General features: G+C 62.7%; 26 protein-coding genes. 16 read left to right on the top strand and 10 right to left on the bottom strand.

All coding sequences use genetic code 11. From position 1 onward, the window contains the following. The first annotated feature begins 13 nt into the window (after window positions 1-13). The 7 genes from EN885_RS27610 (at window position 14) to EN885_RS27580 (ending at window position 6,829) form a co-directional block, all read left to right on the top strand. Entirely contained in the window at window positions 14-760 is a 747-nt protein-coding gene (locus EN885_RS27610; RefSeq protein WP_126103290.1) for a GntR family transcriptional regulator, read from the top strand. Further along, window positions 757-1,494 carry an SIS domain-containing protein gene (locus EN885_RS27605; RefSeq protein WP_095483958.1) on the top strand — a complete coding sequence of 246 codons (738 nt, stop codon included), beginning with the start codon at window positions 757-759 and terminating at the stop codon, window positions 1,492-1,494. The genes EN885_RS27610 and EN885_RS27605 overlap by 4 nt, the downstream gene beginning before the upstream one ends. A 64-nt stretch (window positions 1,495-1,558) precedes the next feature. Beyond that, window positions 1,559-2,845, top strand: a complete 1,287-nt coding sequence (locus EN885_RS27600; protein WP_128243404.1) for an ABC transporter substrate-binding protein — start codon at window positions 1,559-1,561, stop codon at window positions 2,843-2,845. A gap of 21 nt (window positions 2,846-2,866) precedes the next feature. Beyond that, window positions 2,867-3,739 (top strand): sugar ABC transporter permease, encoded by an 873-nt coding sequence (locus EN885_RS27595; protein ID WP_128243405.1) that lies wholly within the window; start codon window positions 2,867-2,869, stop codon window positions 3,737-3,739. After that, window positions 3,736-4,563 carry a carbohydrate ABC transporter permease gene (locus EN885_RS27590; RefSeq protein WP_126103287.1) on the top strand — a complete coding sequence of 276 codons (828 nt, stop codon included), beginning with the start codon at window positions 3,736-3,738 and terminating at the stop codon, window positions 4,561-4,563. The genes EN885_RS27595 and EN885_RS27590 overlap by 4 nt, the downstream gene beginning before the upstream one ends. Before the next feature lie 16 nt (window positions 4,564-4,579). Continuing rightward, window positions 4,580-5,659 (top strand): sn-glycerol-3-phosphate ABC transporter ATP-binding protein UgpC, encoded by a 1,080-nt coding sequence (gene ugpC, locus EN885_RS27585; protein ID WP_128243406.1) that lies wholly within the window; start codon window positions 4,580-4,582, stop codon window positions 5,657-5,659. A gap of 195 nt (window positions 5,660-5,854) precedes the next feature. Continuing rightward, complete coding sequence (locus EN885_RS27580; protein WP_128243407.1) at window positions 5,855-6,829, top strand: hypothetical protein; 975 nt, start codon at window positions 5,855-5,857, stop codon at window positions 6,827-6,829. Between the two features lie 53 nt (window positions 6,830-6,882). Here the strand turns inward: EN885_RS27580 and moaB are convergent, their stop codons facing one another. The 6 genes from moaB to EN885_RS27550 form a co-directional block, all read right to left on the bottom strand. Further along, window positions 6,883-7,440, bottom strand: coding sequence for a molybdenum cofactor biosynthesis protein B (gene moaB, locus EN885_RS27575; protein ID WP_126103284.1), 558 nt, complete (start codon window positions 7,438-7,440; stop codon window positions 6,883-6,885). Further along, complete coding sequence (locus EN885_RS27570; RefSeq protein ID WP_128243408.1) at window positions 7,427-8,329, bottom strand: 4-(cytidine 5'-diphospho)-2-C-methyl-D-erythritol kinase; 903 nt, start codon at window positions 8,327-8,329, stop codon at window positions 7,427-7,429. The genes moaB and EN885_RS27570 overlap by 14 nt, the downstream gene beginning before the upstream one ends. A gap of 25 nt (window positions 8,330-8,354) precedes the next feature. Beyond that, on the bottom strand, window positions 8,355-8,540 hold the full coding sequence (locus EN885_RS27565) for a hypothetical protein (protein ID WP_126103282.1): 186 nt from the start codon (window positions 8,538-8,540) through the stop codon (window positions 8,355-8,357). An 83-nt stretch (window positions 8,541-8,623) separates the two neighbouring features. Beyond that, a complete protein-coding gene (locus EN885_RS27560) occupies window positions 8,624-9,490 on the bottom strand; it encodes a S49 family peptidase (RefSeq protein WP_128243409.1) in 867 nt (288 codons plus the stop codon). A gap of 182 nt (window positions 9,491-9,672) precedes the next feature. After that, the gene (locus EN885_RS27555; protein ID WP_128243410.1) at window positions 9,673-10,473 is read right to left on the bottom strand and encodes a methyltransferase; all 801 of its coding nucleotides are present in this window, start codon (window positions 10,471-10,473) and stop codon (window positions 9,673-9,675) included. After that, on the bottom strand, window positions 10,473-10,697 hold the full coding sequence (locus EN885_RS27550; RefSeq protein WP_095483967.1) for a DUF2007 domain-containing protein: 225 nt from the start codon (window positions 10,695-10,697) through the stop codon (window positions 10,473-10,475). Before EN885_RS27550 ends, EN885_RS27555 begins: the two co-directional genes overlap by 1 nt. Before the next feature lie 166 nt (window positions 10,698-10,863). Here EN885_RS27550 and EN885_RS27545 point away from each other — a divergent pair, with 166 nt between their 5' ends. Next, window positions 10,864-11,880, top strand: coding sequence for a polyprenyl synthetase family protein (locus EN885_RS27545; protein WP_095484027.1), 1,017 nt, complete (start codon window positions 10,864-10,866; stop codon window positions 11,878-11,880). A 13-nt stretch (window positions 11,881-11,893) separates the two neighbouring features. Here the strand turns inward: EN885_RS27545 and EN885_RS27540 are convergent, their stop codons facing one another. Continuing rightward, window positions 11,894-13,327, bottom strand: a complete 1,434-nt coding sequence (locus tag EN885_RS27540; protein ID WP_128243411.1) for an MFS transporter — start codon at window positions 13,325-13,327, stop codon at window positions 11,894-11,896. A 101-nt stretch (window positions 13,328-13,428) separates the two neighbouring features. Between EN885_RS27540 and EN885_RS27535 the strand changes: the two genes are divergently transcribed. After that, complete coding sequence (locus EN885_RS27535) at window positions 13,429-14,034, top strand: TetR/AcrR family transcriptional regulator (protein ID WP_126103278.1); 606 nt, start codon at window positions 13,429-13,431, stop codon at window positions 14,032-14,034. A gap of 86 nt (window positions 14,035-14,120) precedes the next feature. Here the strand turns inward: EN885_RS27535 and EN885_RS27530 are convergent, their stop codons facing one another. Further along, window positions 14,121-15,254, bottom strand: a complete 1,134-nt coding sequence (locus tag EN885_RS27530; RefSeq protein WP_245493158.1) for a helix-turn-helix transcriptional regulator — start codon at window positions 15,252-15,254, stop codon at window positions 14,121-14,123. Between the two features lie 299 nt (window positions 15,255-15,553). On the opposite strand from EN885_RS27530, the gene EN885_RS27525 reads away from it, so the two are divergent. The 4 genes from EN885_RS27525 to EN885_RS27505 all read left to right on the top strand — a co-directional run bounded on the left by EN885_RS27525 (window position 15,554) and on the right by EN885_RS27505 (window position 21,990). Continuing rightward, window positions 15,554-17,329: a tetratricopeptide repeat protein gene (locus EN885_RS27525; RefSeq protein WP_128243429.1), complete on the top strand. Its 1,776-nt coding sequence runs from the start codon at window positions 15,554-15,556 to the stop codon at window positions 17,327-17,329. Between the two features lie 170 nt (window positions 17,330-17,499). Continuing rightward, window positions 17,500-18,420: a glycine--tRNA ligase subunit alpha gene (locus tag EN885_RS27520; RefSeq protein WP_206616857.1), complete on the top strand. Its 921-nt coding sequence runs from the start codon at window positions 17,500-17,502 to the stop codon at window positions 18,418-18,420. A 452-nt stretch (window positions 18,421-18,872) separates the two neighbouring features. Continuing rightward, the gene (locus EN885_RS27510) at window positions 18,873-21,539 is read left to right on the top strand and encodes a glycine--tRNA ligase subunit beta (protein ID WP_348631653.1); all 2,667 of its coding nucleotides are present in this window, start codon (window positions 18,873-18,875) and stop codon (window positions 21,537-21,539) included. A 109-nt stretch (window positions 21,540-21,648) separates the two neighbouring features. Beyond that, on the top strand, window positions 21,649-21,990 hold the full coding sequence (locus tag EN885_RS27505) for a hypothetical protein (protein WP_128243414.1): 342 nt from the start codon (window positions 21,649-21,651) through the stop codon (window positions 21,988-21,990). A 71-nt stretch (window positions 21,991-22,061) separates the two neighbouring features. Here EN885_RS27505 and EN885_RS27500 read toward each other — a convergent pair whose 3' ends face one another. Beyond that, entirely contained in the window at window positions 22,062-22,508 is a 447-nt protein-coding gene (locus EN885_RS27500) for a hypothetical protein (RefSeq protein ID WP_128243415.1), read from the bottom strand. Between the two features lie 160 nt (window positions 22,509-22,668). Here EN885_RS27500 and EN885_RS27495 point away from each other — a divergent pair, with 160 nt between their 5' ends. From EN885_RS27495 to EN885_RS27485, 3 genes are all read left to right on the top strand, one after another. Next, entirely contained in the window at window positions 22,669-23,649 is a 981-nt protein-coding gene (locus tag EN885_RS27495) for an L-threonylcarbamoyladenylate synthase (RefSeq protein ID WP_164897930.1), read from the top strand. A 19-nt stretch (window positions 23,650-23,668) separates the two neighbouring features. Continuing rightward, on the top strand, window positions 23,669-25,096 hold the full coding sequence (locus tag EN885_RS27490; protein WP_128243417.1) for an FAD-binding oxidoreductase: 1,428 nt from the start codon (window positions 23,669-23,671) through the stop codon (window positions 25,094-25,096). Between the two features lie 184 nt (window positions 25,097-25,280). Next, window positions 25,281-25,850: a DUF6101 family protein gene (locus EN885_RS27485; protein ID WP_095483974.1), complete on the top strand. Its 570-nt coding sequence runs from the start codon at window positions 25,281-25,283 to the stop codon at window positions 25,848-25,850. 123 nt (window positions 25,851-25,973) lie between these two features. Here the strand turns inward: EN885_RS27485 and EN885_RS33900 are convergent. Beyond that, on the bottom strand, window positions 25,974-26,165 hold a 192-nt coding region (locus tag EN885_RS33900), incomplete at its 5' end, for a hypothetical protein (RefSeq protein WP_206616856.1).

The raw sequence follows: 26,165 nt of genomic DNA, 5'->3' as shown, positions 1-26,165 counted from the left end.
GTTTAACCTGTCCATGCCTTCAATCGTCGCCGCAGATCATGTGCCGCTTTATCAACGCATCGCGAGTTCGTTCGCGGCGCAGATAGCATCCGGTGCGCTGAAGGTCGGCGAAAGATTGCCGTCGGAGCGGCAGATGGCCGAGGAGCTCGGCGCGAGCCGAATGACGGCTCGCCAGGCGCTTAAGCTTCTCGAACGGCGCGGCTTGGTGGAGACGCGTACCGGCCGAGGCGCCTTTGTCGCCCATCCGCGCATCGAACAGCAGCTCAGTACTCTGAGCGGTTTTACCGAGGAGATGCATCGCGGCGGCCGCTTGGCTTCCAGCATCGTGCTGGATGCAGGCGTCGGCGCGGCGGATCGGGAAGCGGCGGCGGCGCTTGGCATTGCAGAGCATGCGCCGGTCCATCGCTTGGTTCGTGTGCGTCTGGCGGATGCCGAGCCCGTTGGCCTCGAGCGCACCGAAATCCCGGCGGCGCTGGCGCCGAAACTGCTGGAACGCGCGGATTTCAGCACGGATTCGCTCTATCGCGTGCTGCGAGAGGACTATGGCCTCTACCCGAGCGAAGCCGAGCAGAAGCTCTGGTCCGCGCATCCGGATGCGGCCAGTGCTGCCTCACTTGGTATTTCGCTGCAGAGTCCGGTTCTCTTTCTCACCCGCCGCACGCTCGACGCGACGGGCCGTCCGATCGAATACGTCCGGGCGGTCTATCGCGGCGACTGCTTCGTGATGCGCGTCAATCTGACGCTCGGAACAGACACATGACCAAAACGCCGACTGCCGCCGCTTATTTAGCCGACCTCACTACTCGTATCGGTCGTCTATACGACGACAATGCCGAAGCGATCGCGCTCGCCGCCGCCGCCGTCGAGCGCACGGCCAAGGCTGACGGGCTGGTCTATGTTTTTGGCACCGGCCATAGCCACACCATGGCCGAAGAGGCGCACTACCGGGCCGGTGGGCTGGCGCTGACCGTGCCGATCCTCGCCGCTACGACCATGGTGCATGAAGGTGCGGTCGCGGGCACTGTATTCGAGCGAATGTCGGGCATCGTCGCGCCCATATTCGCCCGCTATCCGATCGGGCCAAACGATGTGCTGATCGTCGTGTCTAACAGCGGCGTCAATACGGCCACCGTGGAGGCTGCGCTGATCGGCAAGACAATCGGAGCGACCGTTGTCGCGATCACCTCGGAAGCCTATTCGAAGGTTGCTGCCCAAGGGCGGACGCGGCTCGCCGACGTCGCCGACATCGTCCTTGACAATGGTGCGCCTCCTGGTGACGCCACCATCAACCTGCCGGGGAGCAAATTGCGTGTCGGCCCGGTGTCAACTTCGATTGGGGCAGCGCTGATGAACGCCGTGTTCGTCGAAGCAGCTGCGCGTCTGCAGTCGGCTGGTGGCGCCGCACCCATTTATCTCAGCGCCAATATGCCGGGCGCCAAGGAGGTCAACGAGGCGCTGGTTGATCGTTATCGACCGCGCAATCCGCATCTTTGAGAATTCCAGGACACAGGGATTCCGGACTCAACGGGAGTCTCGGAGCAACGGGAGGAATATGATGATGAGCCCTACGAGATTTCTGACGATCGCCGGCTTCGCCGCTACACTTCTTGCCGGCACCGCCTATGCCGAGCCGGTCGACCTGACGGTCTGGCATATGGAGCAGCCGCCGCACCGCGTGCAGCGCATGAAGGAACTGCTCGACGAATTCAACGCCGCCCATCCCGACATCCAGGTCAAGCAGGAGCCGCAAAGCTGGGGTGAGGTCTACGCTAAGGCGCCGGCGGCCTTCGCCGCCGGAAACGGTCCGGACCTTCTCTTTACCATTCCCGATTTCACAACAGTCCTGAAAGGCATCGATGTGGTCGTGCCGGTCGACGATCTGGTCAAGGACCTCGACAGCAAGCATGGCTTCGTCGAGGCGACGCTCGCGCCCTATAAATACGACGACCATGTTTGGGCCGTGCCGGCCTACAACATGGCGATCTCGCTATGGTACCGCAACAGCGTGCTGAAAGCGGCAGGCGTCGAGGTGCCGAAGACCTGGAGCGAGTGGCAGGCGGCCGCCGAGAAGCTCAGCACCGATGGCAAATCCGGCATCGGTCTTCCGGCCAACAAGCAGCTCTATACGGACCAAACCGTCTATAGCTTCATGGTCAACAGCGGTGCCGGCGATCTCTACAACGACGACGGCTCGATTGCTTTCGACAAGCCGGAAACCGTCAAGGCTTACGATTTCTACAGCAAGCTTGCCAAGTTTTCGCCACCCGACAACAGCACGTGGACATGGGGGGAGGCGGAGGCCTGCTTTGCGAACAGCAGCTGCGGCATGATCCTGCAATTCGGTGTCATCAACACCTACGAAACGCAGGCCGAAGGCGATGCCGCCGATCTCGGCGTGGCGCCCGTTCCGCATGCCGACGAGCAGAGCGCGTCGGCGACCATCTCCTATTCGAACGCCATCATGCTGACGACAAAGGATGAGGCGAAGCAGAAAGCCGCCAAGGTGTTTCTCACATGGTTGCTTGAATCTGCAAATTACGGGCGCTTTCTCACAATGGAGCCAGGCCTGTTCCTGCCGGTGACTAATGACGGCGCCAAGGCGGAATCGTTCTGGAGCGACAAGACCGTGACTAAATACAAGTCCCAGGTCGAAACCATGATTGCCAATTCGCAAACCGGCAAGCTCTTCGGCTTCACCACCGGCAAGGTGTTTCCGTCGATCGGCGCCATCTCGGCTCAGAACGTGATCGCCGAGACCTTGCAGCGCGTTGTTGTCGACGGTCAGAGCGCCGCCGATGCCGTCAAGGCCGGGCAGGCGCGGATGTCCGAAATCGCCGCCAAATAGCGGGCAAGCCGGGGAACGCTCATGAAGAACACGACGCTCGCTTTTGCGTTCGTTTCGCCGGCGCTCCTCTTCCTGCTGGCGGTTCTCGGCTGGCCGCTCGTTCAAGCCGCCATCCTGAGCTTTCAGGATGTCGGCGTGATCGGCTCTGAAGGCCACTTCATTGGGCTCGGCAACTATGCGACGATCCTCGGCGGCGCCGGCTTCTGGCGGGCGCTTGGCCGCAGTGTCGTCTGGGTGCTGTCCAACGCGGTGGTGCAGACTTTGTTGGCGCTGGCAGCGGCGCTTATCCTCAATCAGAAATTTCCCGGCGTCCGGATCGCACGCACCTGGATAATTCTCACATGGATTGTGCCGACCGTGGTCGTTGTCATCATCTGGCGGTGGTTGCTTTCCTCGTCGGGCGGCATGATCAACCCTCTTTTGATCCAGGCCGGCGTGATCGAGCGTCCGGTTGGTTTCTTCGCCACGCGCGAAGGCGCCATGACCACGCTGATCATGATCAATTCCTGGCGCTGGTTTCCATTCACCACACTGATGATGCTGGCTGGCCTGATGCGCATTCCTGGCGATCTCTACGAGGCGGCGCGGATTGATGGCGCTGGCACCTTCCAGCGTTTCAAGCGCATCACCTGGCCGTTGCTGCAACCGACGCTGATGGTGCTCGGCGTCGTCGGCACGCTTCTGTCCTTCAACGTCTTCGATGTGATCTGGCTGCTCACCGCGGGTGGCCCGTCCAGCGCAACCCAGACATTGCCTGTGCTCATCTATGAAACCGCCTTCAAGGGCTATCGTTTGAGCGAAGCTGCAACGATTTCCGTTCTCACCAGCATCCTCCTGATGGGATTTGCCTTTTTGACGACACGAGCCATGACGGCGGCGGAGGCGGATCGATGAGGCGTACTTTCGGCCAGTCGCTTTCGCTCTATGGCGGCGTTCTGGTCCTTGTTCTCGCGATCGGTCTGCCGTTCTGGTGGGTGTTGACCGGCTCCATCAAATTGCCGAAGGAAATCATCCAGCGTGTGCCCACGATGGTGCCGCACAGCTTTACCCTTCAACATTTCGAAAAGCTGCTGCAGGCTTCGGATTTCCCGATTTATCTGTTCAACAGCATGGTTGTGGCGCTGTTTTCCACGGCCTTCACGGTGTTGCTTGCCTTGCCTGCCGCCTATGCCTTTTTTCGCATGGAGTTTCCGGGCCGCAACGCGCTCTACAAGACGATCCTGCTCGCTTACGCTTTCCCTGGCGTGGTGGTGCTGATCCCGCTCTACGGCCTGTTCGCGAAGGTCGGGCTGATCGACAGCCCCGTGGCGCTGGTTATCGTCAACGTTGCCTTCGCATTGCCGTTCTCGATCTGGATGATGCGTTCATTCCTGGCGACCGTTCCGCGCGAGATCGAGGAGGCGGCGGTCGTCGATGGAGCACCCACCACCACCATTCTGATCAGAATCCTGATGCCGCTGATTGCGCCGGGCATCGCCAGCGTCGCTATCTTCGCGTTCATCTCGTCCTGGACGGAGTTCCTGTTCGCCTCGGTATTGATCGTGTCGGATGCCAGGCGCACCATTCCGGTCGGCTTTGCCGGCATTATCGGCCAGTATCAGATCGACTGGGGCCTCCTGCTTGCCGGCGCCACGGCAGCCATCATTCCGGTCGTCGCACTCTTCGCCCTTGTCGGCCGTTGGTTCGTCTCCGGCCTTACCGATGGCGCCGTGAAATAGGCTCGAGGGAAGAACTATGGCGGGTCTATCACTTCAGTCGGTCAGGAAGCGCTTTGGCGAAACGGAGGTTATCGGCGGCGTCGATCTTGACGTCGCCGATGGTGAGTTTGTCGTCTTTGTCGGCCCCTCCGGCTGCGGCAAATCAACGCTTCTGCGTATGATCGCCGGGCTGGAAAGAACGTCCGACGGGCGTATCCTGATTGGCGGGCGCGACGTCACCGACGAGGATCCAGCCAAGCGCGGTATAGCCATGGTATTCCAGACCTATGCGCTCTACCCGCACATGACTGTGGCCACCAACATGGGATTTCCGTTGGAGATGGCCAAACGCCCCAAGGAGGAGATCGACCGCAAGGTGGCGGAAGCGGCGAAGATACTGCATCTGGAGGCCTATCTCGAGCGTAAGCCACGCGAGCTTTCCGGCGGCCAACGCCAACGCGTTGCCATCGGCCGCGCGATCGTGCGCCAGCCGGGCGTCTTCCTGTTCGATGAGCCGCTGTCGAACCTCGACGCCGAACTGCGTGTGCAGATGCGCATCGAGATCGCCCGGCTGCATCAGGAACTCGGCACGACCATGATCTATGTCACGCACGACCAGATCGAGGCAATGACGCTGGCCAGCCGTATCGTCGTGCTGCGCGCCGGTCGCATCGAGCAGGTCGGCGCCCCACTGGAGCTTTATGAGAATCCCGACAACAGTTTCGTGGCAGGCTTCATCGGCTCACCACGGATGAATTTCGTCCCGGCCACGGTCATGGCTGTCGAAGACGGACGGGCTGTGGTCACGGCGCCGGAGGCCGGCCTCGTCGGCATGGCCGTTGCCACACGCGGCGCGCCGCCGAAACTGGGAACATCTGTCAGTCTCGGCATTCGTCCGGAGCATTTCGTGCCCGCCAAAGGCGCAACTGGAGCGCTTTCTGGCAAGATCTCCCTTGTCGAGCGCCTTGGCGGCGTCACCTACGGCCATGTTTTGCTCGCTAGCGGCTCGATGATAACCGTTGAAAGCCGCGAAGCGGATCGTTTCGAAACCGGCAAAACAGAAATTTTCGGACTCCAGCGCGCATATTTGTTCGGCGCCGACGGCATTCGATTGTAAAATGTCGGCGCTGGGTGAGTTGATGGGGCGAGCATAATTCCCCAGAAAAATTACCAGCCTCTCTTTTTATTGTGCATTGCACAAAATCAGACCTGGGGTTACCATTCTTTCGTCGCGGGCGGACGGGCTTGGGTAATGCCGGAGCGGTGAGCGACCGACGCTTTGTCGACGCTGCCCTCATAGCTGAGGATACTGATGACCTTTTCAAGCCCTGACAAGTCTGGTGCTGCAAGCCTTGAGTCGATCGCTCGAAACGGCAGCCTGCTGCGCCGCATTGCCGTGCGGATTCCGACCTATCTGTCGGACCTTCGCGAGAATCCGGCATGGCTGCCGATGTTCATGCTGGCGCGCACCATGCCGGCGCGGCGGTTGCATTGGCGTGGCGCAAAACCGGTTCGGCCGGCGCAAAAAGCCCAGGAAACAATGTTCACCGGCGTCGATCGTGATGCGGCTGTCGGCGCACTCCGCTCGGACGGTCTCTTTTCCGGGCTTGCCCTGCCGTCGTCGGTCCACGAAGAGATCGCCAGCTTTGCGCAGCGCACGCCTTGCTTCGGCAATTTCGACCGTCGGCTGGAGTTCATGCCGGCCGAGCATGCCGACGCCGAGAAGCACTTCGGCCGTCCCTTGCTCAGCGGGCACTTTTTCGAGCGGATCCTCGACTGTAATGCCGCGCTTACCGTGCAGCGCGACCCGCTGCTTCTCGACATCGCCGCCCATTATCTCGGCAGCCAGGCGAAGCTGATCACCACGCGCGTCTGGTGGAGCTTTCCGACGAGCTCCGTCTCCGACGCCGAGAAGAACCTGGCGTCGCTTGGCAAATACCACTTCGATCTCGACGATTGGCGGATGCTGAAATTCTTCTTCTATCTCAATCCGGTCGATACCGAGACCGGTCCGCATGTCTATGTCCGCGGCAGCCACAATCGCCGCATCCTCAAGCACCAGATGACGCTTCTTGTCGGCCACCCGGCGGAAGAGGTCCTGAACGTCTACGGCGCGCAGAGCCCGATTACGCTGACCGGCGAGGCGGGTTTGGGCTTTGTCGAGGATCCCTTCGGCTTCCACATGGGCACCGTGCCGACGCGCAAACCGCGGCTGATGATGGAAGTCGGCTTCGGCGTTTCGCCGCCCTCACGGCGGCGGTTCCACGGTGAGCCCGTCATCCGCTGATCTTTGCCGCTGATTTTTGGGAAAGCCCAGAAGCAGCCTTTCCGGAACTTGGCCTAACTTGTCTTGGTGCCGCCGCGCCGCAGATGTTCGTCCAGGCGCGGCATGATCTCGACGAAGTTGCAGGGCATGTGCCGGTAGTCGAGCTGCGGCTTCAAAATGCCGTCCCAGGCGTCCTTGCAGGCGCCGGGCGAACCCGGTAGCACGAAGACGAAGGTCGCGTTGACGACGCCGCCGGTGGCACGGCTCTGGATCGTCGAAGTGCCGATCTTGTCGTAGGAAATGCGGTGGAACACTTCGGAAAAGCCGTCCATGCGCTTTTCGAAGATCGGCTCCAGCGCCTCCGGCGTCACGTCGCGGCCGGTAAAGCCGGTGCCGCCGGTGGTGATGACGACATCAATCGCTTCATCCTTCGACCAGCCCAGAACCTTGTCGCGAATTTTCTGGCGGTCGTCGGTGACGATGTCGCGGTCGGCCAGGACATGGCCGGCCTCCACGATGCGGTCGGCCAGCGTCTGGCCGGATTTGTCGTCGGCGAGGCCGCGGGTGTCGGAAACGGTCAGCACCGCGATGCGCACGGGAATGAAGGAGCGGCTCTCGTCAATCCTGACCATGTGCGTCAGCCTCCGATGTCATGCTTCGCGTTGCGGCGACGAACCAGTCGGGATGGCGGCTGCGAATATCGACGGCCGCGCGCTTGGCCACATTGCCGGTCTCGAACAGCCCGAGGCAGGTCGCGCCGGAACCGGACATCCGGGCGAACCCCGCCCCGGCCTTGTTGAGCACCGAAAGCGCCTTGCCGATGGCGGGTTGGATCGCCCGTGCAGCGGGCTCGAGATCGTTGCGCGTGATCTCCAGCCAATTGCGGATGCTGTGGAAGTCGAGGCTGCGCGGCAGCGGCGGCAATCCCTCATTGTCGCGATGGGAAAGCGCGTTGAACACCTCGGCCGTGGAGACGGCGATGCCGGGATTGACGAGGACCAGCCCGAGTGCGGGAAAGCCCGGCACGGCCGACAGCTCGTCACCAACACCGCGCGCGATCAGCGGTTTCGCCGTAAGGCACATGGGAACGTCGGCGCCCAGCGAGAGGCCGAACCGCGCCAGTTCGGCTTCGTCGAGGTCCAGTCTCCACGTCTCAGCCAGCCCGCGCAGCACCGTTGCGGCGTCGCTCGAGCCGCCGCCGACGCCGGATGCGACCGGCAGGTTCTTTTCGAGCCTGATGGCGACCGGCGGCGCATGTTGGAGACCGGCCCGCTTCCGCAGCGCGTCGCGCGCTTTGACGACCAGATTGCTGTCGTCGAGCGGGACCGCGGAGGCGTATCGGCCCGACACGGAAAACCCGTCGCTGTCGGCGAGCTCGATCTCGACCCTATCGCCGAAGCGCGTGAACACCGCCAGGCTCTCGATCGTGTGATAGCCGTCGGCGCGCCTGCCGGTGACGTGCAGCGCGAGATTTATCTTGGCATGCGCATGCAATGCCCGGACGGTGATGCCGGAATCCACTGTGTCAGTCGCGAGCGGGATGATGTCAGTCCTTGGCCAGACGGTATTCGCCGGTCTTCGGGTCCTTGACCAGCGTGCCCATTGAGCCGTTGGTAGCCTGCTTTTCGGTGCGCCGTATCTTGGCCGTCACGCGCTCGGCTTCCCTGACAAAGGAGCGATAGCCGACATAGGCGACGACGCCAACGAGGACAAAGAAAATGATCTGCGGCATATCAAAACTCCTCCCTCGCAAGGCCGGCACAGGGGTCCGGTCGGGTCGTTTGACGCATCATGCTAGACGGTTTCACCAATTTTTCAAAGCCCGAAGCGAGCCCATAGCGCGCGCTCTTGCGCCGCATCGATCACGCCGCTTGCGGCAGCAGCGGCGATATCGGGCGCTGAAAAGCCCCCCTTGCTTGAGCCGAACCAGCCGAACCGGCCGAACAGGCCGCGTGGCGCCGTGATCAGCTTGAGCTGGGTTTTCGGCCCGAAACGGGTCTTCAGCACGCTGCGCATATCGCCGAGCGCATCGACAAGGCCAAGCTCCAGCCCCTTCTTACCGGTCCAGAACAAGCCGGTGAACAGATCCGGGTCGTCCTTGAGCTTGGTGCCGCGCCGGTCCTTGACGAGGTCGATGAAGGTCTCGTGGACATCGAGCTGCAGCGCCTTCAGCCGCTCGATGTCTTCCTTCTTCTCGGGCTTGAACGGATCGAGCACCGCCTTGTTCTGGCCGGCGGTATGGACGCGGCGCTCGACGCCGATCTTCTTCATCAGCTCGGGAAAGCCGAACGAGGCCGAGACCACGCCGATCGAACCGACGATGGAGGACGGATCGGCGAAGATCTCGTCGCCGGCGACCGCGATCATGTAGCCGCCCGACGCCGCCACGTCCTCGACGAAGACCAGAACCTTTTTGTTCTTCTCGGCCGCCAGGTCGCGAATTCGTTTGAAGATCAGCCGCGATTGCACCGGCGAGCCGCCCGGCGAATTGATCGAAATGGCCACCGCGGGGGCTTCGAAGGAAAACGCCTTCTCGATAGGGCCGGCGGTGGACGCAAGCGAAAGGCTCGGCCGGAACTGGCCGCCGCCGGCCATGATGGTGCCGTGCAGCCGGATGACGGGAATGATAATGATGTCGGAGCGCCAGGATTTCGGCAGCAGGCGGTTGAGAAAGCGTTTCACGGGATCTCCGGTCAATTGGCCTGAAGGCATGTAGGGATTCGCCGGCCAACGGCAATGCCGCGACGCCGGCCGGCTAGCCGCATGACCCCTAAAATCAGAATCGATTTTAGGAAAGGATCATGCGCAAATCAAAAGTGCTACAGCGCTCCTGGCTCGTCCGGAAGGACGGGCGGCGCTGTAGGTCAGTCGCCGAACAGCGAAGCCAGTCCGTTGTTGATCATCTCGGTCCGCTCCGTTGGGCTGTCGCCCGATTGCGCATGCAGCATCAGCGGCGGGCGGATCGACAGTTTTCCGCGTGCCCCGAGTATCGCCCTGACGACGATGCGGATCGCCGCCGCCTCGGGGCGAGGGTGGACGGCCAGCATCTCAGCATCGCCGAAGCGGCCTGTTATCGCATCGAGGATGGCGCCGAGCTGATCGGGCCTGGCAATCACGGCAAGACCACCGCGCGGCCTGACCACAGCAGCCGCACTTCGGATCCAGCTGTCGAACAGCCCGTCCTCCGTCACATGTGCTGCCCTTCTGAGCGGGTCGGGCGTGGCGCGATCCTCGGCGGCATTGAAGGGCGGGTTCATGATGACGAAATCGAAGGAATTGTCGGCAAGCCCGGCGGCTGTTCGCGCCTGACCCGACAGAGCGACGTCGGCGGCGAGGACCGAGGCGCGGTCGTTAAGATGCGCATTGCCGGGGTGGGCAAGCGTCGTTGCGGCAAAGGCCGCCATTTCCGCAGACCGTTCGATGAGCACGGCCTTGGCATCAGGACAGCGCGACAGCACCGCCAGGCCTGCGGCGCCAGCACCCGCGCCGAAATCGGCGAGGCGCCCGGCGAAGGAGGACGGCACGGCAGCCGCCAGCATCATGGCGTCCATGCCGGCGCGATGGCCGGCCTGTTTCGGCTGAACCAGCCAGAACCGTCCGCGATGGAAGGCATCGACCGTATGGGCCGGCGTATCCTGGACAAGGGTGGCGCGCGCCGCGGACATTATTTCTGGCGGATCTCGTTGGCGATGCCGGCATCCGTCAGGATGCGCCGCGCCGCATCGGCCTGATCGGCTTCGACCATGATGCGCCGGGGCAGGATGCCGATCGAACCGTCGAGCACGCTCATGTTCTGGTCGGCGACGAAACAGCCGATGCCGGCATCGCGCATCAGCGATTCGACAAAGGAGATGATCACGGCATCGTTGGTGCGGATAAGCTCTATCATCGGACGAAACTCGCAGGTTGCAGCGTCTATGTAAATGTGGGTGGGCTCCGTCGCCAGCCTCGACCGCGCCAAATCGCCTCTTGCCGTGCCTGTGGGTACCGCCCTAGAGTCTGTGGCGGGATCAGGGTGCCGTCGTGCGCGTGACTTATAGACGGGAGTGTTTGTGGTGGGTGTCGTTCTCAACATCGAAAACGGGAAGCGGGAAGCCGCCTCGATCAAGGATCTCATCGACCTGACGGCAGCCGATATGGGGCGCGTTAACAAATTGATCCTGTCGAAGGCCGGTTCCGACGTCGAGATGATCCCGGAGATTGCCAACCACCTGATCTCTTCGGGCGGCAAGCGGCTGAGGCCGATGCTGACGCTCGCCTCAGCCCAGATGTTCGGCTATTCCGGCGAGGGCCACGTCAAACTCGCCACATCAGTCGAGTTCATGCATACCGCCACGCTTCTCCACGACGATGTCGTCGACGAGAGCGGCATGCGGCGTGGCAAGAAGACAGCCCGCATGATCTGGGGCAACCAGGCGAGCGTGCTGGTCGGCGATTTCCTGCTTGGCCAGGCTTTCCGCATGATGGTCGATGTCGGCTCGCTGGAAGCGCTCGATATCCTGTCGAGTGCTGCCTCGATCATTGCCGAGGGCGAGGTGATGCAGCTCGCTGCCGCCAAGAACCTCGAAACCACCGAGGATGAGCATTTCGCCGTGATCAAGGCCAAGACGGCGGCCCTGTTCTCGGCCGCCGCCGAGGTCGGTCCGGTTATCGCCCAGGCGACGCGCAACGATCGCGCGGCACTGCGCTCCTATGGCATGAATCTCGGCCTTGCCTTCCAGCTGATCGACGATGCGCTGGATTATGGCGGCACCAGCAAGGATCTGGGCAAGAATGTCGGCGACGACTTCCGCGAGGGTAAGGTGACGCTACCGGTGATTCTCGCTTACCGGCGCGGCACCAAGGCCGAACGCACCTTCTGGAAGCGCGCCATCGAGGACAATGTCATCGACGACGCCGGGTTGGAAAAGGCGATCGGATTGATGACCCGTCACGGGGCAATCGCCGACACCATTGGACGCGCCGGCCATTTCGGCGAGATTGCCCGCGACGCGCTGGCGCCGCTCGAAGCGACGCCGCAGAAATCGGCGCTGATCGACGTCATCGATTTCTGCATCAGCCGGGTGAACTGAGAGGCGCCGCTCCTCATCTTGGTTTCCCCGGAAGCACCATTGCGGCGAGCAGGCTGACGGCGATGCCTGCCGCAGCGAGCCAGAAGGCGACCTGGATGCCGTCGGCAACAGCGATCTTCAAGGCATCACCGGCCAATCCGCCGACATGGCGGTTGGCGATCGCGATCAACACCGCCATGCCGATCGCATTGCCGACATTGAGCATGGTGGAGGCCATTCCCGACGCGACGCCCTGTTCGTCGTGGGAAACACCCGAGGCGGCGGCGATCCACATGGCGGTCCAGACGATGCCTTGTCCGACGCCGGAGATGATCAGGCCGGGCACGAGGGATAGATAGCTGCTGTCTGCGGATGCGCCTGATACCATCAAGGCCGTCCCGATCGCGCCAATGACCATGCCGCCGACCAGCGTGGCGCGTGTCGAAAAACGCGTTGCCAGGCGTTCACCGAATTGCGTGCCGACCGCGATGGCGACCGATGGCACCAGGAACGCAAGGCCGGCCTGCAAGGCGGTGAAGCCATGCACGTTCTGCAGCAGCACGGTGAGGAAGTAGGGCAGGGCGCCGAAAGTCCCCATGAAGAGGAAGGTGATTGTCATGCCGGCGATCAGGCTGCGGTTGTGGAACAGGCGCAGCGGCATCAGCGGATCGGCGCTCTTCGCCTCTATCACCGCGAAGGCGATCAGGAAGAGTGCCGCCAGTGCGGCGCTGACGATGATCGCAGTCGACCCCCAGCCATATTCGGGGCCCTGAACCAGCGTGAAGACAAGCAGCGTCGCGCCGGTGGTGACGGTCAGCGCGCCCGGCAGATCGAAGCTGCGATGTTCATGCCGCTTGCGGTCCCGCGGAATGATGGCGAAGGCCGCGATGATGGCGACCCCGGCCAAGAGCACGTTGACATAGAAGACCGAGGGCCAGCCGAAGGCGCTGGTGAGAAGGCCTCCCGCCAACGAGCCGAGCGTGAGGCCGCTCGCTCCGGCGCCGCCCCAGACCGCGAGCGCCCGATTGCGTTCCGGCCCCTCGGCAAACAGCCGATTGATCAGCGACAGCGTGGTCGGGAACAGGAAGGCGGCGCCGATGCCTTGCACCGCACGGGCCGCGATGATCACTTCCGGCGACCAGGCGAGGCCGCCGACCAGGGACGAAAGCGCATAGAGCCAAAGCGCGAAGATGAAAACACGGCGCTGGCCGATCAGGTCGGCAGCCCGGCCGCCGAACAGCAGGAAGCCACCGGTGAACACGGTGTAGGCACTGACCACCCATTGCAGGGTCTGGCCCGAAAAGCCCAACCCGGCGCCGATTTCCGGCAAAGCCACGAAGACGATGTTGAGGTCGAGAGCGATGATGAGCTGGGCGAAGGCGAGCAACGCCAGTGTGGCGCCGCGCTTCGCGCCGATCCCCCCTGCTGCCGCGGCGCCGAACGGCGCGCCTTGATCGAGTGAGCTCATGTCAAATCTCCATGTTGATTCTTTATCGATCGACAAAGAATTGAGTTTGCAATCCGAAGTCAAGCGGATTATTTGTTGATTGATAAAAAATGGAGGTCGCGATGGCAGGAAGGCCAAGGGAGTTCGATCGGGATCAGGCGCTGGAGAAGGCCCGCGACGCCTTCTGGACGCGCGGCTATGAGGGCACCTCGATGGCCGATCTCGTGTCGGTGCTTGGTCTGGCCTCGCCGCGCATCTATGCCGCCTTCGGCTCGAAGGAGGACCTGTTTCGGGAAGCGGTCGTTCTCTACGAGACCAAAGAAGGAAGCTTCGCCACCCGCGCGCTTGCCGAGGAGCCAACCGCTCGGCGGTTTGTCGAGCGGTTGCTGCGTGATGCAATCGAAATCTACACGAGGCCGGATCTGCCGCAGGGCTGCATGGTCGTCACGGCCGCGACCAACTGTGCCGCCGAGAACGATCGCGTGCTTTATTGGCTGGCCGAACGTCGCCGAGCGCGCAATGCGCTGATTGTCGAGCGCCTGAGAAAGGGCGTTCGGGACGGGGAGCTCAAACCGGACACGGACCCGGAGGCCTTGGGCGATTACTACACCACGCTCTTGTTTGGTCTCTCGGTGCAGGCGCGCGACGGTGTGCCGAAAGAGCGGCTGCACGCTCTGATCACCGTGGCGATGCAGTCGCTGGACGCAAGACTTGTCCAAGAATCCTGAGTTTTATCAAGCGTGGGGGCGAAATCAGCACGGAATTTCCCGGCCAGCAGATCCTCAAGCAACTTCGAAACTGGGTGCTGTCGAGATCATGAAAACGACCACGCGCTCTTCAGCAGCGCCACCAACTGGCTCTGACGGCCAGTTCCGGTTTTCCGAAATATTCGTTCGAGATAGGTGCGGGCCGATTTGACGGCGATGCCGATTTCTATGGCCACCTCCTGCACGGAACGGCCGGAGGCAAGCTCGACGGCGAGCCGGGCTTCAGCCGGCGTCAGGTCGAACAGGCCGGAAAGGATATTGGGCGACGGAACAGTCGCGCAGAGGCTGACCTCGGTTGCCGAAACGAGAACATCCGCACCCGAAAAGATATCATGCGCGGCGCGGCGCAACGGCAGCAGGTGGACGACCAGCGCGGGCCGCCCCTTCGTGCCCGGAACAGGGATGGACCGCACGATGCGGTTATCCCGGTTCTGCGCGATGGCCTGCTGGAAAAGCGCGTTTGCCGGTTCATCGGCAAGCGCGATGCCGCCATGGGCCGTGGGGAGGAAAACGTGGGCCATGTCTTCGAGGAGCGGATTGGCCGTCAGCACGCGGCCCGACCCGCTCATGACAGCGGCCGGCAGTCCAATTTCGCGCAGCGTCGATACGGCGGTCTTTGCCCGTTCCAGACCCAGGCGCCCGGCAATAACGCCAGCTCTCGCGAGGTGAGGGCGCAGTTCGTCCAGCCGATCGATCGCGGCCTGATCGTAGATCCCGTCCCTTAGCCAGCGCTGGAAGACAAAAAGCACAAGCTCTCCGCCAGGCATTGGGACGGATGTGCATACATGCGATCCAACGCCAAATGCCGTTGCGCTTTTGCGGACGGGGTCGCGCTCGATCTCCTCGCCGGTCATGAAATCATCGACCCGCACAAAGCTTGCTGGCTGTGTGCTGCACATGCGCTGCACACTTTCGGAAAACTTCCAGCTGTCCGCTTCCATGAACTCATCGAGCAAGGGCTGGACATGCGCTTCGGTGATGGCGCGGACCGGCGAGTGATCGCTGAATACAAAGATCGCGCCGCTTGCCGAGCGGGAGATCGCGCTTGCCGTTCCCAACACCTCCGGCCATAGCTCGGCCGCGAACGCCGCTTCGTAGATTAGATCGACAATGGCGAAGGCCTGCTCGTCCTGCGGCATTTCCAGCATCGGCATCTTCCTGGGCGAAGCAACGGCATCCATCTGCACGGTTCCACGCATCATTCCGTTGCGTAAACTTTCGACGCCCGCCGCTTACGGATCGCTTACGGCATCGGGTTGCCGGTGCCGCAGCAGGGCAAGCCGGCAGCCCGCCAGGCCGGCAAAGCGCGGTCGATGGTCGCAGTTGCGCGCCGTTCCGCATGCTTTGATAATCGCATGACTCGATTGTGAATTCGGGCCGGGTTGAAGCGTGACCCCAAAAAGGCCATGCTTTGCCTGGAAAAGATCGAGTCTACGGCGATCCCGCTGACGCGGGCATGGCTTTGACTGAAAGGGATACGATGCGGCAAGGATGTGCGCGCTGGCTGACACGGCTGGCAATTGTGACGGGCATGGCGATCTCTGGTCTGCCAGCCCTGGCCAAAGAGACCACCGAGCCGGTCAAGATCACATCCTTCTCGGGAGCTTATCTGGCCGCGCGGGTCGCCGAAGGCGACAATGATCTCGACAATGCCATCGCCTACTACAAGCAGGCGCTCGCCTTCGCACCCGACGATACCTCGTTGCAGCAAAGCCTGATGTTGTCGCTGATCGCGCAAGGGCGCTTCGAAGAATCCCTGGTCTATGCCGACAAGCTCAAGGCGGTTCCCGACGTCGAGCGGTTCTCGCGCCTGGCGCTGGCCGTCGATTCCTTTCACAAGAAGGATTTCACCAAGGCAGAATACTGGCTCAAGCTTTCGCTTGAATCCGACCTCGACCGGCTGATCTCCGGCGTTATGACCGGTTGGGCCAAGCAGGGCGCCGGCGACGCCAGCGAGGCCATGGCCTCCATCGACAAGCTGCAGGGTCCGGACTGGTTCGGCCTCTTCAAATCCTTCCATCGCGCGCTGATTGCGGACGCATCTGGCTTGCCCGAAAAGGCGGATGCGATTTACGCCGCGACCCTCCAGGACACCGCGACCGGTAGCGCCGCGCCCGAAACCTGGATGCGCAATGCGCAGGCCTATGCCTCTTTCCTCGCCCGCAAGGGCGACAAGGACAAGGCGCTGTCCGTGCTTGATCAGGCCGAGGCATTTGCATCCGGCAAGGTGGAGATATCAGCGCTTCGCGACAAGATCACCAAGGGCGAGAAGATCGAACCCTTCGTTGCCGGCCCGTCCGACGGCGCCGCGGAAATTCTGCTCGATCTCGCCACCGCGCTCAATCGCGGTGGCGGCGAGCCGTTCGTCCGCCTCTATCTGCAATATGCCCTGGCGCTGAAGCCCGACAGCGACGTGGCCCTTGTCCAGCTCGCCGCCGTTTCCGAGCAGCTGAAGGACGGCGAGGGCGCCATCGCCTTCTATCGCCGCATCCCGGCCAGTTCGCCACTGAAGGAGCTTTCGGAACTGCAGCTCGGCCTCAACCTTGCCGATCTCGACCGCCATGACGAGGCCATCTCCCATCTGAAAGCCCTCGTCGAAGCGCATCCCAACGACATGCGCACCTATCAGGCGCTCGGTGGCGTCTATGCCTCGAAGGAGGACTTCCGCTCCGCGGCCGATCTCTTTGACAAGGCGGTGGCGGCGCTGCAGGCCCCGACCCGCGCCGACTGGAACATTTTCTACCAGCGCGGCATCGCCTATGAGCGGCTGAAGGAGTGGCCGAAAGCCGAGCCGAATTTCCGCAAGGCGCTGGAATTGTTCCCCGACCAACCGCAGGTTCTGAACTATCTCGGCTATTCCTGGGTGGACAAGAACATGAACCTCAAGGAAGGCCTTGAGATGATCCAGAAGGCCGTCGACCTCAGGCCGAGCGACGGCTACATCGTCGATTCGCTGGGCTGGGCCTATTTCCGCCTGGGCAGGTTTGATGACGCTGTTCGCGAAATGGAGCGTGCCGTGTCGCTGAAGCCGGAAGATCCGGTGCTGAACGATCACCTCGGCGATGCCTATTGGCGGGTCGGCCGCAGGCTGGAAGCCACCTTCCAGTGGAACCAGGCCCGCGACCTGAAGCCGGATCCCGACGTGCTCGCCGCCTTGCAGCAGAAACTGCTGAAGGGCCTGCCGCCGATCGAATCCAACACGGCGCAGGAAACCCCGAAGGTCAAGCCCGAACCGGCGCCCGCGCCGAAGGGCTGACCCGTTCGCCTTGACGCTCGGCGGGTGGCGCTCTAGAGCCTGATCCCGAACCGAAGGTCAGCGCAGCAAAAAGTTGCAGACTTTTCGGACAGATCATGCGGCCTGATCCAACAGGTGCCGCATCCCGCCGCTCCGTCGAGGCCGCCGTGACTGTTGATATCCCAGCCCATATGCATCCCAGCCGCTCGTTCCAGGGGCTGATCCTGACCTTGCATAACTACTGGGCGGACTATGGCTGCGTCGTTCTCCAGCCCTATGACATGGAAGTCGGCGCCGGCACGTTCCATCCGGCGACGACGTTGCGCGCGCTGGGGCCAAAGCGCTGGAACGCCGCCTATGTGCAGCCTTCGCGACGGCCCAAGGACGGGCGCTACGGCGAGAATCCGAACCGGCTGCAGCACTATTACCAATACCAGGTGATCCTGAAGCCGAACCCGCCCAATCTGCAGGAGCTTTATCTCGGCTCGCTGGCGGCCATCGGCGTCGATCCGCTTCTGCATGACATCCGCTTCGTCGAGGACGACTGGGAAAGCCCGACGCTCGGCGCCTGGGGACTGGGCTGGGAGTGCTGGTGCGACGGCATGGAAGTGTCGCAGTTCACCTATTTCCAACAGGTCTGCGGCATCGAATGCGCGCCGGTGGCGGGCGAGCTTACCTACGGGCTGGAGCGGCTGGCCATGTATGTGCAAGGCGTCGACAATGTCTACGACCTCAACTTCAACGGCCGCGAGGGCGCCGACAAGGTGACCTATGGCGACGTCTTCCTGCAGGCCGAGCAGGAATATTCGCGCCACAATTTCGAATTCGCCAACACGGCGATGCTGCTTCGGCATTTCGAGGACGCCGAAGCCGAGTGCAAGGCGCTGCTCGATGCCGGCGCGCCAGCTTCGAACGACAATCTGGCGATGCACCGGATGGTGTTTCCCGCCTACGACCAGTGCATCAAGGCCAGCCACGTCTTCAACCTGCTCGACGCGCGCGGCGTGATTTCCGTCACCGAGCGGCAGAGCTACATCTTGCGGGTGCGCAATCTGGCGAAAGCCTGCGGCGAGGCGTTTTTGCTGACGCAGGCAGGTGGGCTGGCGGCTTAGCTCCAAAGGCCGTTGGCGATTTCGACTGAAGCGCTGATTGGCAATACGCCTTGGGCGCTGGATCCAGCCATTGTCCGCAGCGCTTGTCTAACGCCGGGCATCGCGAACGTGCCATGAGCCTGCGCCGCGAAACAGGCGCTGAGCGCGAGGATCTGAAGGAATGTCGATGCCGTCTTCATGGTCGTTCAGCCAATAGTTCTCTGCCTGAGCGTGGGTCGCTTCAGCGCTGCGTTCGGTTCATGGAAATCTTTGACCCAAGGACGGACGACCCCGCTTCGACCCGACAGACAGCGGAATGTTTTTGGAAATCGTTGGTAGATGCGCCGATTGCATGGGGAAGGGTGACAGCGGCCAGCCGAGTTGCTATGCCCCGCCCGGACCATTTTGCCGCGTGAGCACAATCAATGCCCGACCTGCTTTTAGAACTTCGCTCCGAGGAAATCCCTGCCCGCATGCAGCGCAAGGCGGCCGGTGACCTGAAGAAGATGATGACGGACGGTTTGGTCGAGGCCGGACTGACCTATGAGGCGGCGCGCGAATATTGGACGCCGCGCCGGTTGGCGCTCGACATTCGCGGCATGATCGCGCGCTCGAAGGACATAAGCGAGGAGATCAAGGGACCCTCGACCAAGGCGCCCGAACAGGCGGTCCAGGGTTTTCTGCGCAAGGCCGGTCTTTCCTCGATCGCCGAGGCGCATGTCCATTCCGATCCGAAGAAGGGCGATTTCTACGTCGCCCATATTGCGAAGCCAGGCAGGGCGGCGGAAGAAATCATCGCCGAGTTGGTGCCGGGCATCATCCGCGGCTTTCCATGGCCGAAATCGATGCGCTGGGGGGCGGCCTCGGCGAAACCTGGATCGTTGCGCTGGGTGCGGCCGCTGCAATCCATCCTCTGCACCTTCGGCCCGGAGACCGAAGAGCCGGTGGTGGTTGATTTCGAGATCGACGGCATCCGCTCCGGCAATGTCACCTACGGCCACCGTTTTCATGCGCCGGGCGCGATCACCGTGCGCCGCTTCGACGACTATGCAGCAAAGCTGGAGGCAGCCAAGGTCGTGCTCGATGCCGACCGGCGCAAGCAGATCATCCTTTCCGACGCCAGGAATCTCGCTTTCGCCAACGGGCTCGACCTGGTCGAAGACGAGGGCCTGCTCGAGGAAGTGTCAGGCCTGGTCGAATGGCCTGTCGTGCTGATGGGCGAATTCGAGCAAGACTTTCTCGCCATTCCGGCCGAGGTGATCCGGCTGACCATCCGGGCCAACCAGAAGTGTTTCGTGACGACGCGCCTGATCTCCCCCCTTGAGGGGGAGATGTCGGCGAAGCCGACAGAGGGGGGCGCTGTCCCGCCGACCTCTGGGCGCGAGGCACCCCCCTCTGCCCTGCCGGGCATCTCCCCCTCAAGGGGGGAGAATGGCCAATCGCCCCTTTCCAACCGCTTCATCCTGACCGCCAACACCGAAGCAAGCGACGGTGGCAAGGAGATCGCCTACGGCAACGGCAAGGTGGTGCGCGCCCGCCTCTCCGACGCGCTCTACTTCTGGAAGACCGACCAGGGCGACCTGCCTGACCTCGACCAGTTACAGGCATCGGCGGAAAAGTTCGGGCTCGATCTCAAAAAGCCGCTCGACCAGCGCATGGCTCGCCTCGACCATCTCGGTGTCACCTTCCACGCCAAGCTCGGCACGCAAGGCGAGCGGGTTGAGCGGATTGCCCGGCTTGCCGAGGAGTTGGCGCCGATCGTAGCGAGTTCAATCTCCCCCCTCGAGGGGGAGATGGCCGGCAGGCCAGAGGGGGTCGCCTCGCGTGAAGCGCCGGCATCCTCTGTCCGCAATACGGAGTCGCGTCAGGACGTGCCGACCCCCTCTGTCGCCTTCGGCGACATCTCCCCCTCAAGGGGGGAGATTCCCGCGCTCGCACGCCGCGCCGCAGTCCTGGCCAAGGCAGATCTCACCACCGAAGTGGTCGGAGAATTCCCTGAGCTGCAGGGCGCCATGGGCCGCAAATATGCGCTGCTGCAGGGCGAGCATCCATCCGTCGCCGCGGCCATTGAGGAGCACTACAAGCCGCAGGGGCCGTCCGACCGTGTTCCGACCGATCCGGTATCCGTGGCCGTGGCGCTCGCCGACAAGCTAGATACGCTGGTGGGGTTCTGGGCGATTGACGAAAAGCCGACCGGATCAAAAGATCCCTATGCGTTGCGGAGGGCTGCGCTCGGGGTGGTAAGGATTTTGGTTGAGAATGAGGTTAGGCTACCGGTCCAGCGCCAGTTTCTTAACGCACTGTTCGGACTTACCTACAATGGCGGTGATCGTTTTTCGGTGGTCTGGCGAGCGGATGACGGGGGGGATTTCACTACCGGCGTTGGATCGGCCGATGATCTGCTCAGTGAGCGAGCAGGTTTGTTGTCCTCGGAGGTACGTGGCGTAGAACTCCCAGACCATTCTGCGGCTGAAATAATTGCCGACCTCCTCTCCTTCTTCCATGATCGTCTGAAGGTCTATCTCCGCGATCAAGGCGCTCGCCATGATCTAATCGATGCTGTGCTGGCGGGTGGCGGAAGCGCGCCAATCTCCCCCCTAGAGGGGGAGATGTCGGCGGAGCCGACAGAGGGGGGACCGCCGGCGTCTCATTCTGTCACGCCCCCCTCTGCCCTGCCGGGCATCTCCCCCTCAAGGGGGGAGATTGGTCAATCGCCGAACGACGACCTGCTTCAAATCGTCCGCCGGGTCGAGGCGCTTGGCTCCTTCCTCGACACTGAGGACGGCAAGAACCTGTTGGCCGGCACCAAGCGTGCGGCGAACATTCTGGCTGCCGAGGAGAAGAAGAAAACGACGATCGCCGAGCATGTTGAGCCAGCTCTATTCCGGGAAGATGCCGAGAAAACGCTGTTTGCTGCGGTGAATCAGGCCGAGAAGGAAGCCGGCCAAGCGATTCACAATGAAGACTTTTCCGCCGCCATGCTGGCGCTTAGCGCGTTGCGCGAACCGGTTGATTCATTCTTTGAACGCGTTCTCGTGAATGATGAGGATCAGGCCGTTCGAGCCAACCGTCTGGCACTGCTGGCGCGCATCCGGGCAGCGACTGGCCAGGTCGCGGATTTCTCGAAGATCGCCGGCTGAGGCTTGGAAATAATTTGTTCCAATAGCCGATTCGAGCCGGCTTACAGTCATATGACGATGATCTCTGCGTGGCACAAGGAGCATGTTCCCCAAACCCACGGAGGCTTCCATGAATTCCGCTCGCGACATCGAAGTGACAGAAGAAACGCCTGCTGAGACGCTTGAGTCGGCTTCCGAAACGACCCTCGACCAGGCCGCCACCACTGCAGTCGAAGCTGCCGATCTGTCGGACGAGGACAGTGACGACGACGAAAGCGAAGCGACGGCCGAGGAAGGCGCTGAAGACGACAAAGCCGCCACCCTCTCGGATGACGATGAGGAAGACGACGAAGACGAAGAAGATGACGACGAAGACGACAGCGTGAAGGCCGAGGCGCCGGACGCTGAGGAAGAGGAAGAAGAGGAAGAGTCGGACGCCTCCGACGACGCGGACGAAGAGGTCGCGGCCTAGGTTTTTTCAAGCGACGGAGTTTTACTCAGTGAACCGGGGCGGCGCGTGAGCGTCGTCCTGGCCTCGAGCGGCTATCTGGCTTGGTCGATCTCGGGAATGGGCGTCGGCTGTGGCGTTGCCGGCTCGCTGTTCGTTTTCCCTGCCTTTTTGTCGGATTTGGTGTCTGCACCAGGTGCTGCGGCAGCGGTGGTCGCGGCAGGTGCGGAACTGGGAGCCGGTGTTGCGAAGGCGTCGCCGACGATGCCGCCGCGAATGATCATCGGGCTTTGCACGAAATCATGCTTGGGCTGGATCGGGATCGCAGCAACTTTTTCATAGGCGACATCGGGCACTAGTTCGCCGAGCGCCACGATCGACGGTGTCGAGGAACTCTCAGTCACTTTCACCGGTTCGGGCGCGCCGAGCCTGACGACGGACGGCGTCGAGGATGCTGCACCGAGAACGACGAAGGACGAAGCCTGTGCTCCGCCCGCCGCCAAAGTGAGACCAAGCGCTCCCAGGATACGCACCCAGACCATGATAGTTCCCCTTGCCCAACAAGCCGGCACCATACCGTCGGGGAATTGATGCGGGCTTGCGAGGAAAGATAGCATTTTAGCGATTTGGTAATTCGCCAACGCCCGGACTTGCTCCGTAAACGTCACCGTATTACGCACCCACATCTGTGAGGTGATGAGAGTGGCTGAGATACTTGCCGCCGGCGAGGCGATGGAGCGGGCGCTGGCGCTGCTCGAAGGCGGCGATGTCGTCGCCATTCCGACGGAAACCGTCTACGGGCTGGCCGGCGACGCCACCAATGGCGTTGGCGTGGCGCGTATCTTCGAGGTCAAGGGCCGGCCACGCTTCAACCCGCTGATCGCCCATGTCGCCAATCTGGCGATGGCCGAGCATATCGCGCTGTTCGATCCGCTGTCGAAAAGACTGGCGCAGACATTCTGGCCGGGACCGCTGACGCTGGTGCTGCCGCAGCGGCCGGGCAACGGTATTCATCCGCTGGTCACCGCCGGGTTGGATACGATCGCGCTGCGCATGCCGAAAGGCTTTGGCGGCGAGCTGATCGCCAGGCTCGGCCGCCCGCTTGCGGCGCCCAGCGCCAATTCTTCGGGAAGGATCAGTGCCACGACGGCCGAGGCAGTGGCGACCGATCTCGGCTCAAAAATCAGGCTGGTGGTCGATGGCGGCGCAACGTCCGTTGGGCTCGAATCGACGATCGTCAAGGTCGAGGGCGGAAAGCTGCGGCTGCTGCGGCCGGGCGGCATTGCCGCCGAGGAGATCGAAGCGGCCGCCGGCGTGAAGCTGTCGCGCGGCGCGGCGGGCATCGAGGCTCCCGGCATGTTGGCCTCGCACTATGCGCCGGGCGCTGCGGTGCGGCTCAACGCCGAGACAATTGCCAAAGGCGAAGCCTTGCTGGCCTTCGGCGATCGCCGTGCCGAGGGCTGGCAGAATGCCGCCGCTTTGCGCAACCTGTCCGAGACCGGCGACCTGCGCGAGGCCGCAGCCAACCTCTTTGCCCACATGCAGGATCTCGATCGCAGCGGCGCCAGGACAATCGCCGTCGAGCCCATACCATTCGATGGGCTAGGCGAGGCGATCAACGACCGGCTTTCGCGCGCCGCCGCCCCTCGTGACCAGGCCGCCCCCCGTGACAAGATCGATTGAGCACCATAGTTTCCCATCCATGAACGACATATCCAGGGATATCGACCCCGCCCTCGTCGAACGCTTTGCGGTCATCGTCGGCGACAAATATGCGCTTCGCGACGAGCAGGACATCGCGCCTTACCTCACGGAGAGACGCGGCCTTTGGCATGGCCGGACGGCGCTGGTCCTGAGGCCCGGCAGCGTCGACGAGGTCAGCCGCATCATGCGGCTGGCGACCGAGACGGGGACGCCCATCGTGCCGCAGAGCGGCAATACCGGGCTGGTCGGCGCGCAGGTGCCAGACACATCCGGCCGCGAGATCGTGCTGTCGCTGTCGCGGCTGAACAGCATCCGCGAGATCGACGTGCTGTCCAACACGGTCACCGTCGAGGCCGGGGTCATCCTGCAGACGCTGCAGGAGGCGGCCGATGCCGCCGACCGGCTGTTTCCGCTGTCGCTTGCCGCGCAAGGCTCCTGCCAGATCGGCGGCAATCTCTCTTCCAATGCCGGCGGCACCGGCGTGCTTGCCTATGGCAATGCGCGTGAGCTCTGCCTCGGCGTCGAGGTGGTGCTGCCGACCGGCGAGGTGTTCGACGATCTGCGCAAGCTGAAAAAGGACAACACCGGCTACGATCTGAAGAACCTGTTTGTCGGTGCGGAAGGCACGCTCGGCATCATCACCGCTGCCGTGCTCAAGCTTTTCCCCAAGCCCAAGGGGCGCGAGGTGGCGTTTGCCGGCCTGTCCTCGCCCGAGGCGGCGCTGTCTCTGCTCAGCCTGGCGGATCGTGCCGGGGCCGCGCTCACTGCTTTCGAGCTAATCGGACAGAGGCCCTATGACTTCACGCTTCTGCACGCGCCAGGCGCCGTGCGGCCGCTGGCCGAGGATTGGCCGTGGTATGTGCTGATGCAGATCTCGTCGGGCCGCTCAGCGGAAGATGCAAGGGCCCTGATCGAGGAGGTGCTGTCGGAAGGTCTTGAACAGGAGATCGTCGGCGATGCGGTGATCGCGGCAAGTCTCGCCCAAGGCGATGCCTTCTGGAATTTCCGCGAGGTGCTGCCCGACGCACAGAAGCCCGAAGGCGCCTCGATCAAGCATGACATCTCGGTGCCGGTGGCGGCTATCCCGCAATTCATCGAAAAGGCGGCCGGCGCCGTGCAGTCGGTCAGCCCCGGTGCGCGCGAGGTCTGTTTCGGCCATATGGGCGACGGCAACCTCCACTACAATATTTCCCGGCCGGTCGGCGGCGATGATGAAGCGTTTCTTGCGCTCTACCACGCCATGAACAAGGCCGTGCACGATGTCGTGCGCAGCTTCCACGGCTCGATCTCGGCAGAGCACGGCATTGGCCAGCTGAAGCGGGATGAATTGATCGCGACGGCGCCGCCGATGGCGATCGAGCTGATGCGCAGGGTGAAGACGGCCTTCGATCCGGCCGGCATCATGAATCCCGGTAAGGTTATCTGATCCTTTCGATATCTTGTGCCTGGTCGTATTCCGATAACCATCCCTCCGAGATCAGCAAAATTTAACCGACTTTCTTAAGCGCAGCGATAAGAAGCCCGCGCTAATGTTTCCCCACAACGAGGCTGGAAAAACCGGCCCGGAGACCCGGAAGACCGGCTCTCAGGAGAGACAGGAAAGGCACAATATGAACACTGGACTGAAGCCAGTCTGGGCCGGGCGCAACATGCGCCTCGACCCATTCCGCCTGCCGCAGGTGGTGAGCTACGCCACGCGCGACGACTATGGCGACGTTACCTTCACCATCGACCACCGTGGCGCCGTCATTCGCCGCATGCTGGAGATGAGCGGCGTGCCGGCGATCATCGCTCTGCCCGCCAACGCGTTTCGCGGCGTGGCCGCCCGAGCGATGGAGGATCCGGATGGCAATGTCACGGTGACTTTGGAGCTTCTGCACAATGATCCGATGCTGTCGGTGCCGTTGCTTGTTGCCGACGATCTCGAGGATGTCGCCGCCGACTGGCGCGCCTGGGCCGACGCTTACCGTCTGCCGATGCTTCTGATCGAATCCGACGGCGTCGCCCGCACGCTGGAGGAATCGCTAGGCGCCGCCATCAAGACATTGCCGGCGCAGGACCGTCGCAAGGGTCGGATTTCGAACACGCGCCGCCCGCGCTTCCTCGCGCGCCGCCGCGCCGGCGATCTCGGCCTCAGGCTGGTCATCGGCGGCCAGGAAATCATTTCGCGCGACGAATAGAGTGAGCTCGAAATTGGCGCCTTATTGCGTCCATATGCAGCTCTCCCTTCTCCCCTTGTTGTGGGAGAAGGTGGCCGAGCGAAGCTCGGTCGGATGAGGGGTGTTCCAGGGAACGCGAACGCCTCATTCCTTCCAACACCCCTCAACCGTCTCGGCGCTGCGCGCCGATCCACCTTCTCCCACAAGGAGACCTTTGCACAGAAGCCGAACGGTGATTCTGTGGTGAAGGTTGGAGCAGGGAGATTCGGGATGGCGGATCGTGTTTTGGGTCAGTTGAGTCTGGCGGACGGTCTGGCGGCGTCGGATGAGACGATT

The sequence above is a fragment of the Mesorhizobium sp. M6A.T.Cr.TU.014.01.1.1 genome (assembly GCF_004022765.1).
Lineage (GTDB): Bacteria > Pseudomonadota > Alphaproteobacteria > Rhizobiales > Rhizobiaceae > Mesorhizobium > Mesorhizobium mediterraneum.
The sequence above is the reverse complement of the archived record's forward strand: the minus strand, read 5'-3'. Positions and strand labels throughout refer to the sequence as shown.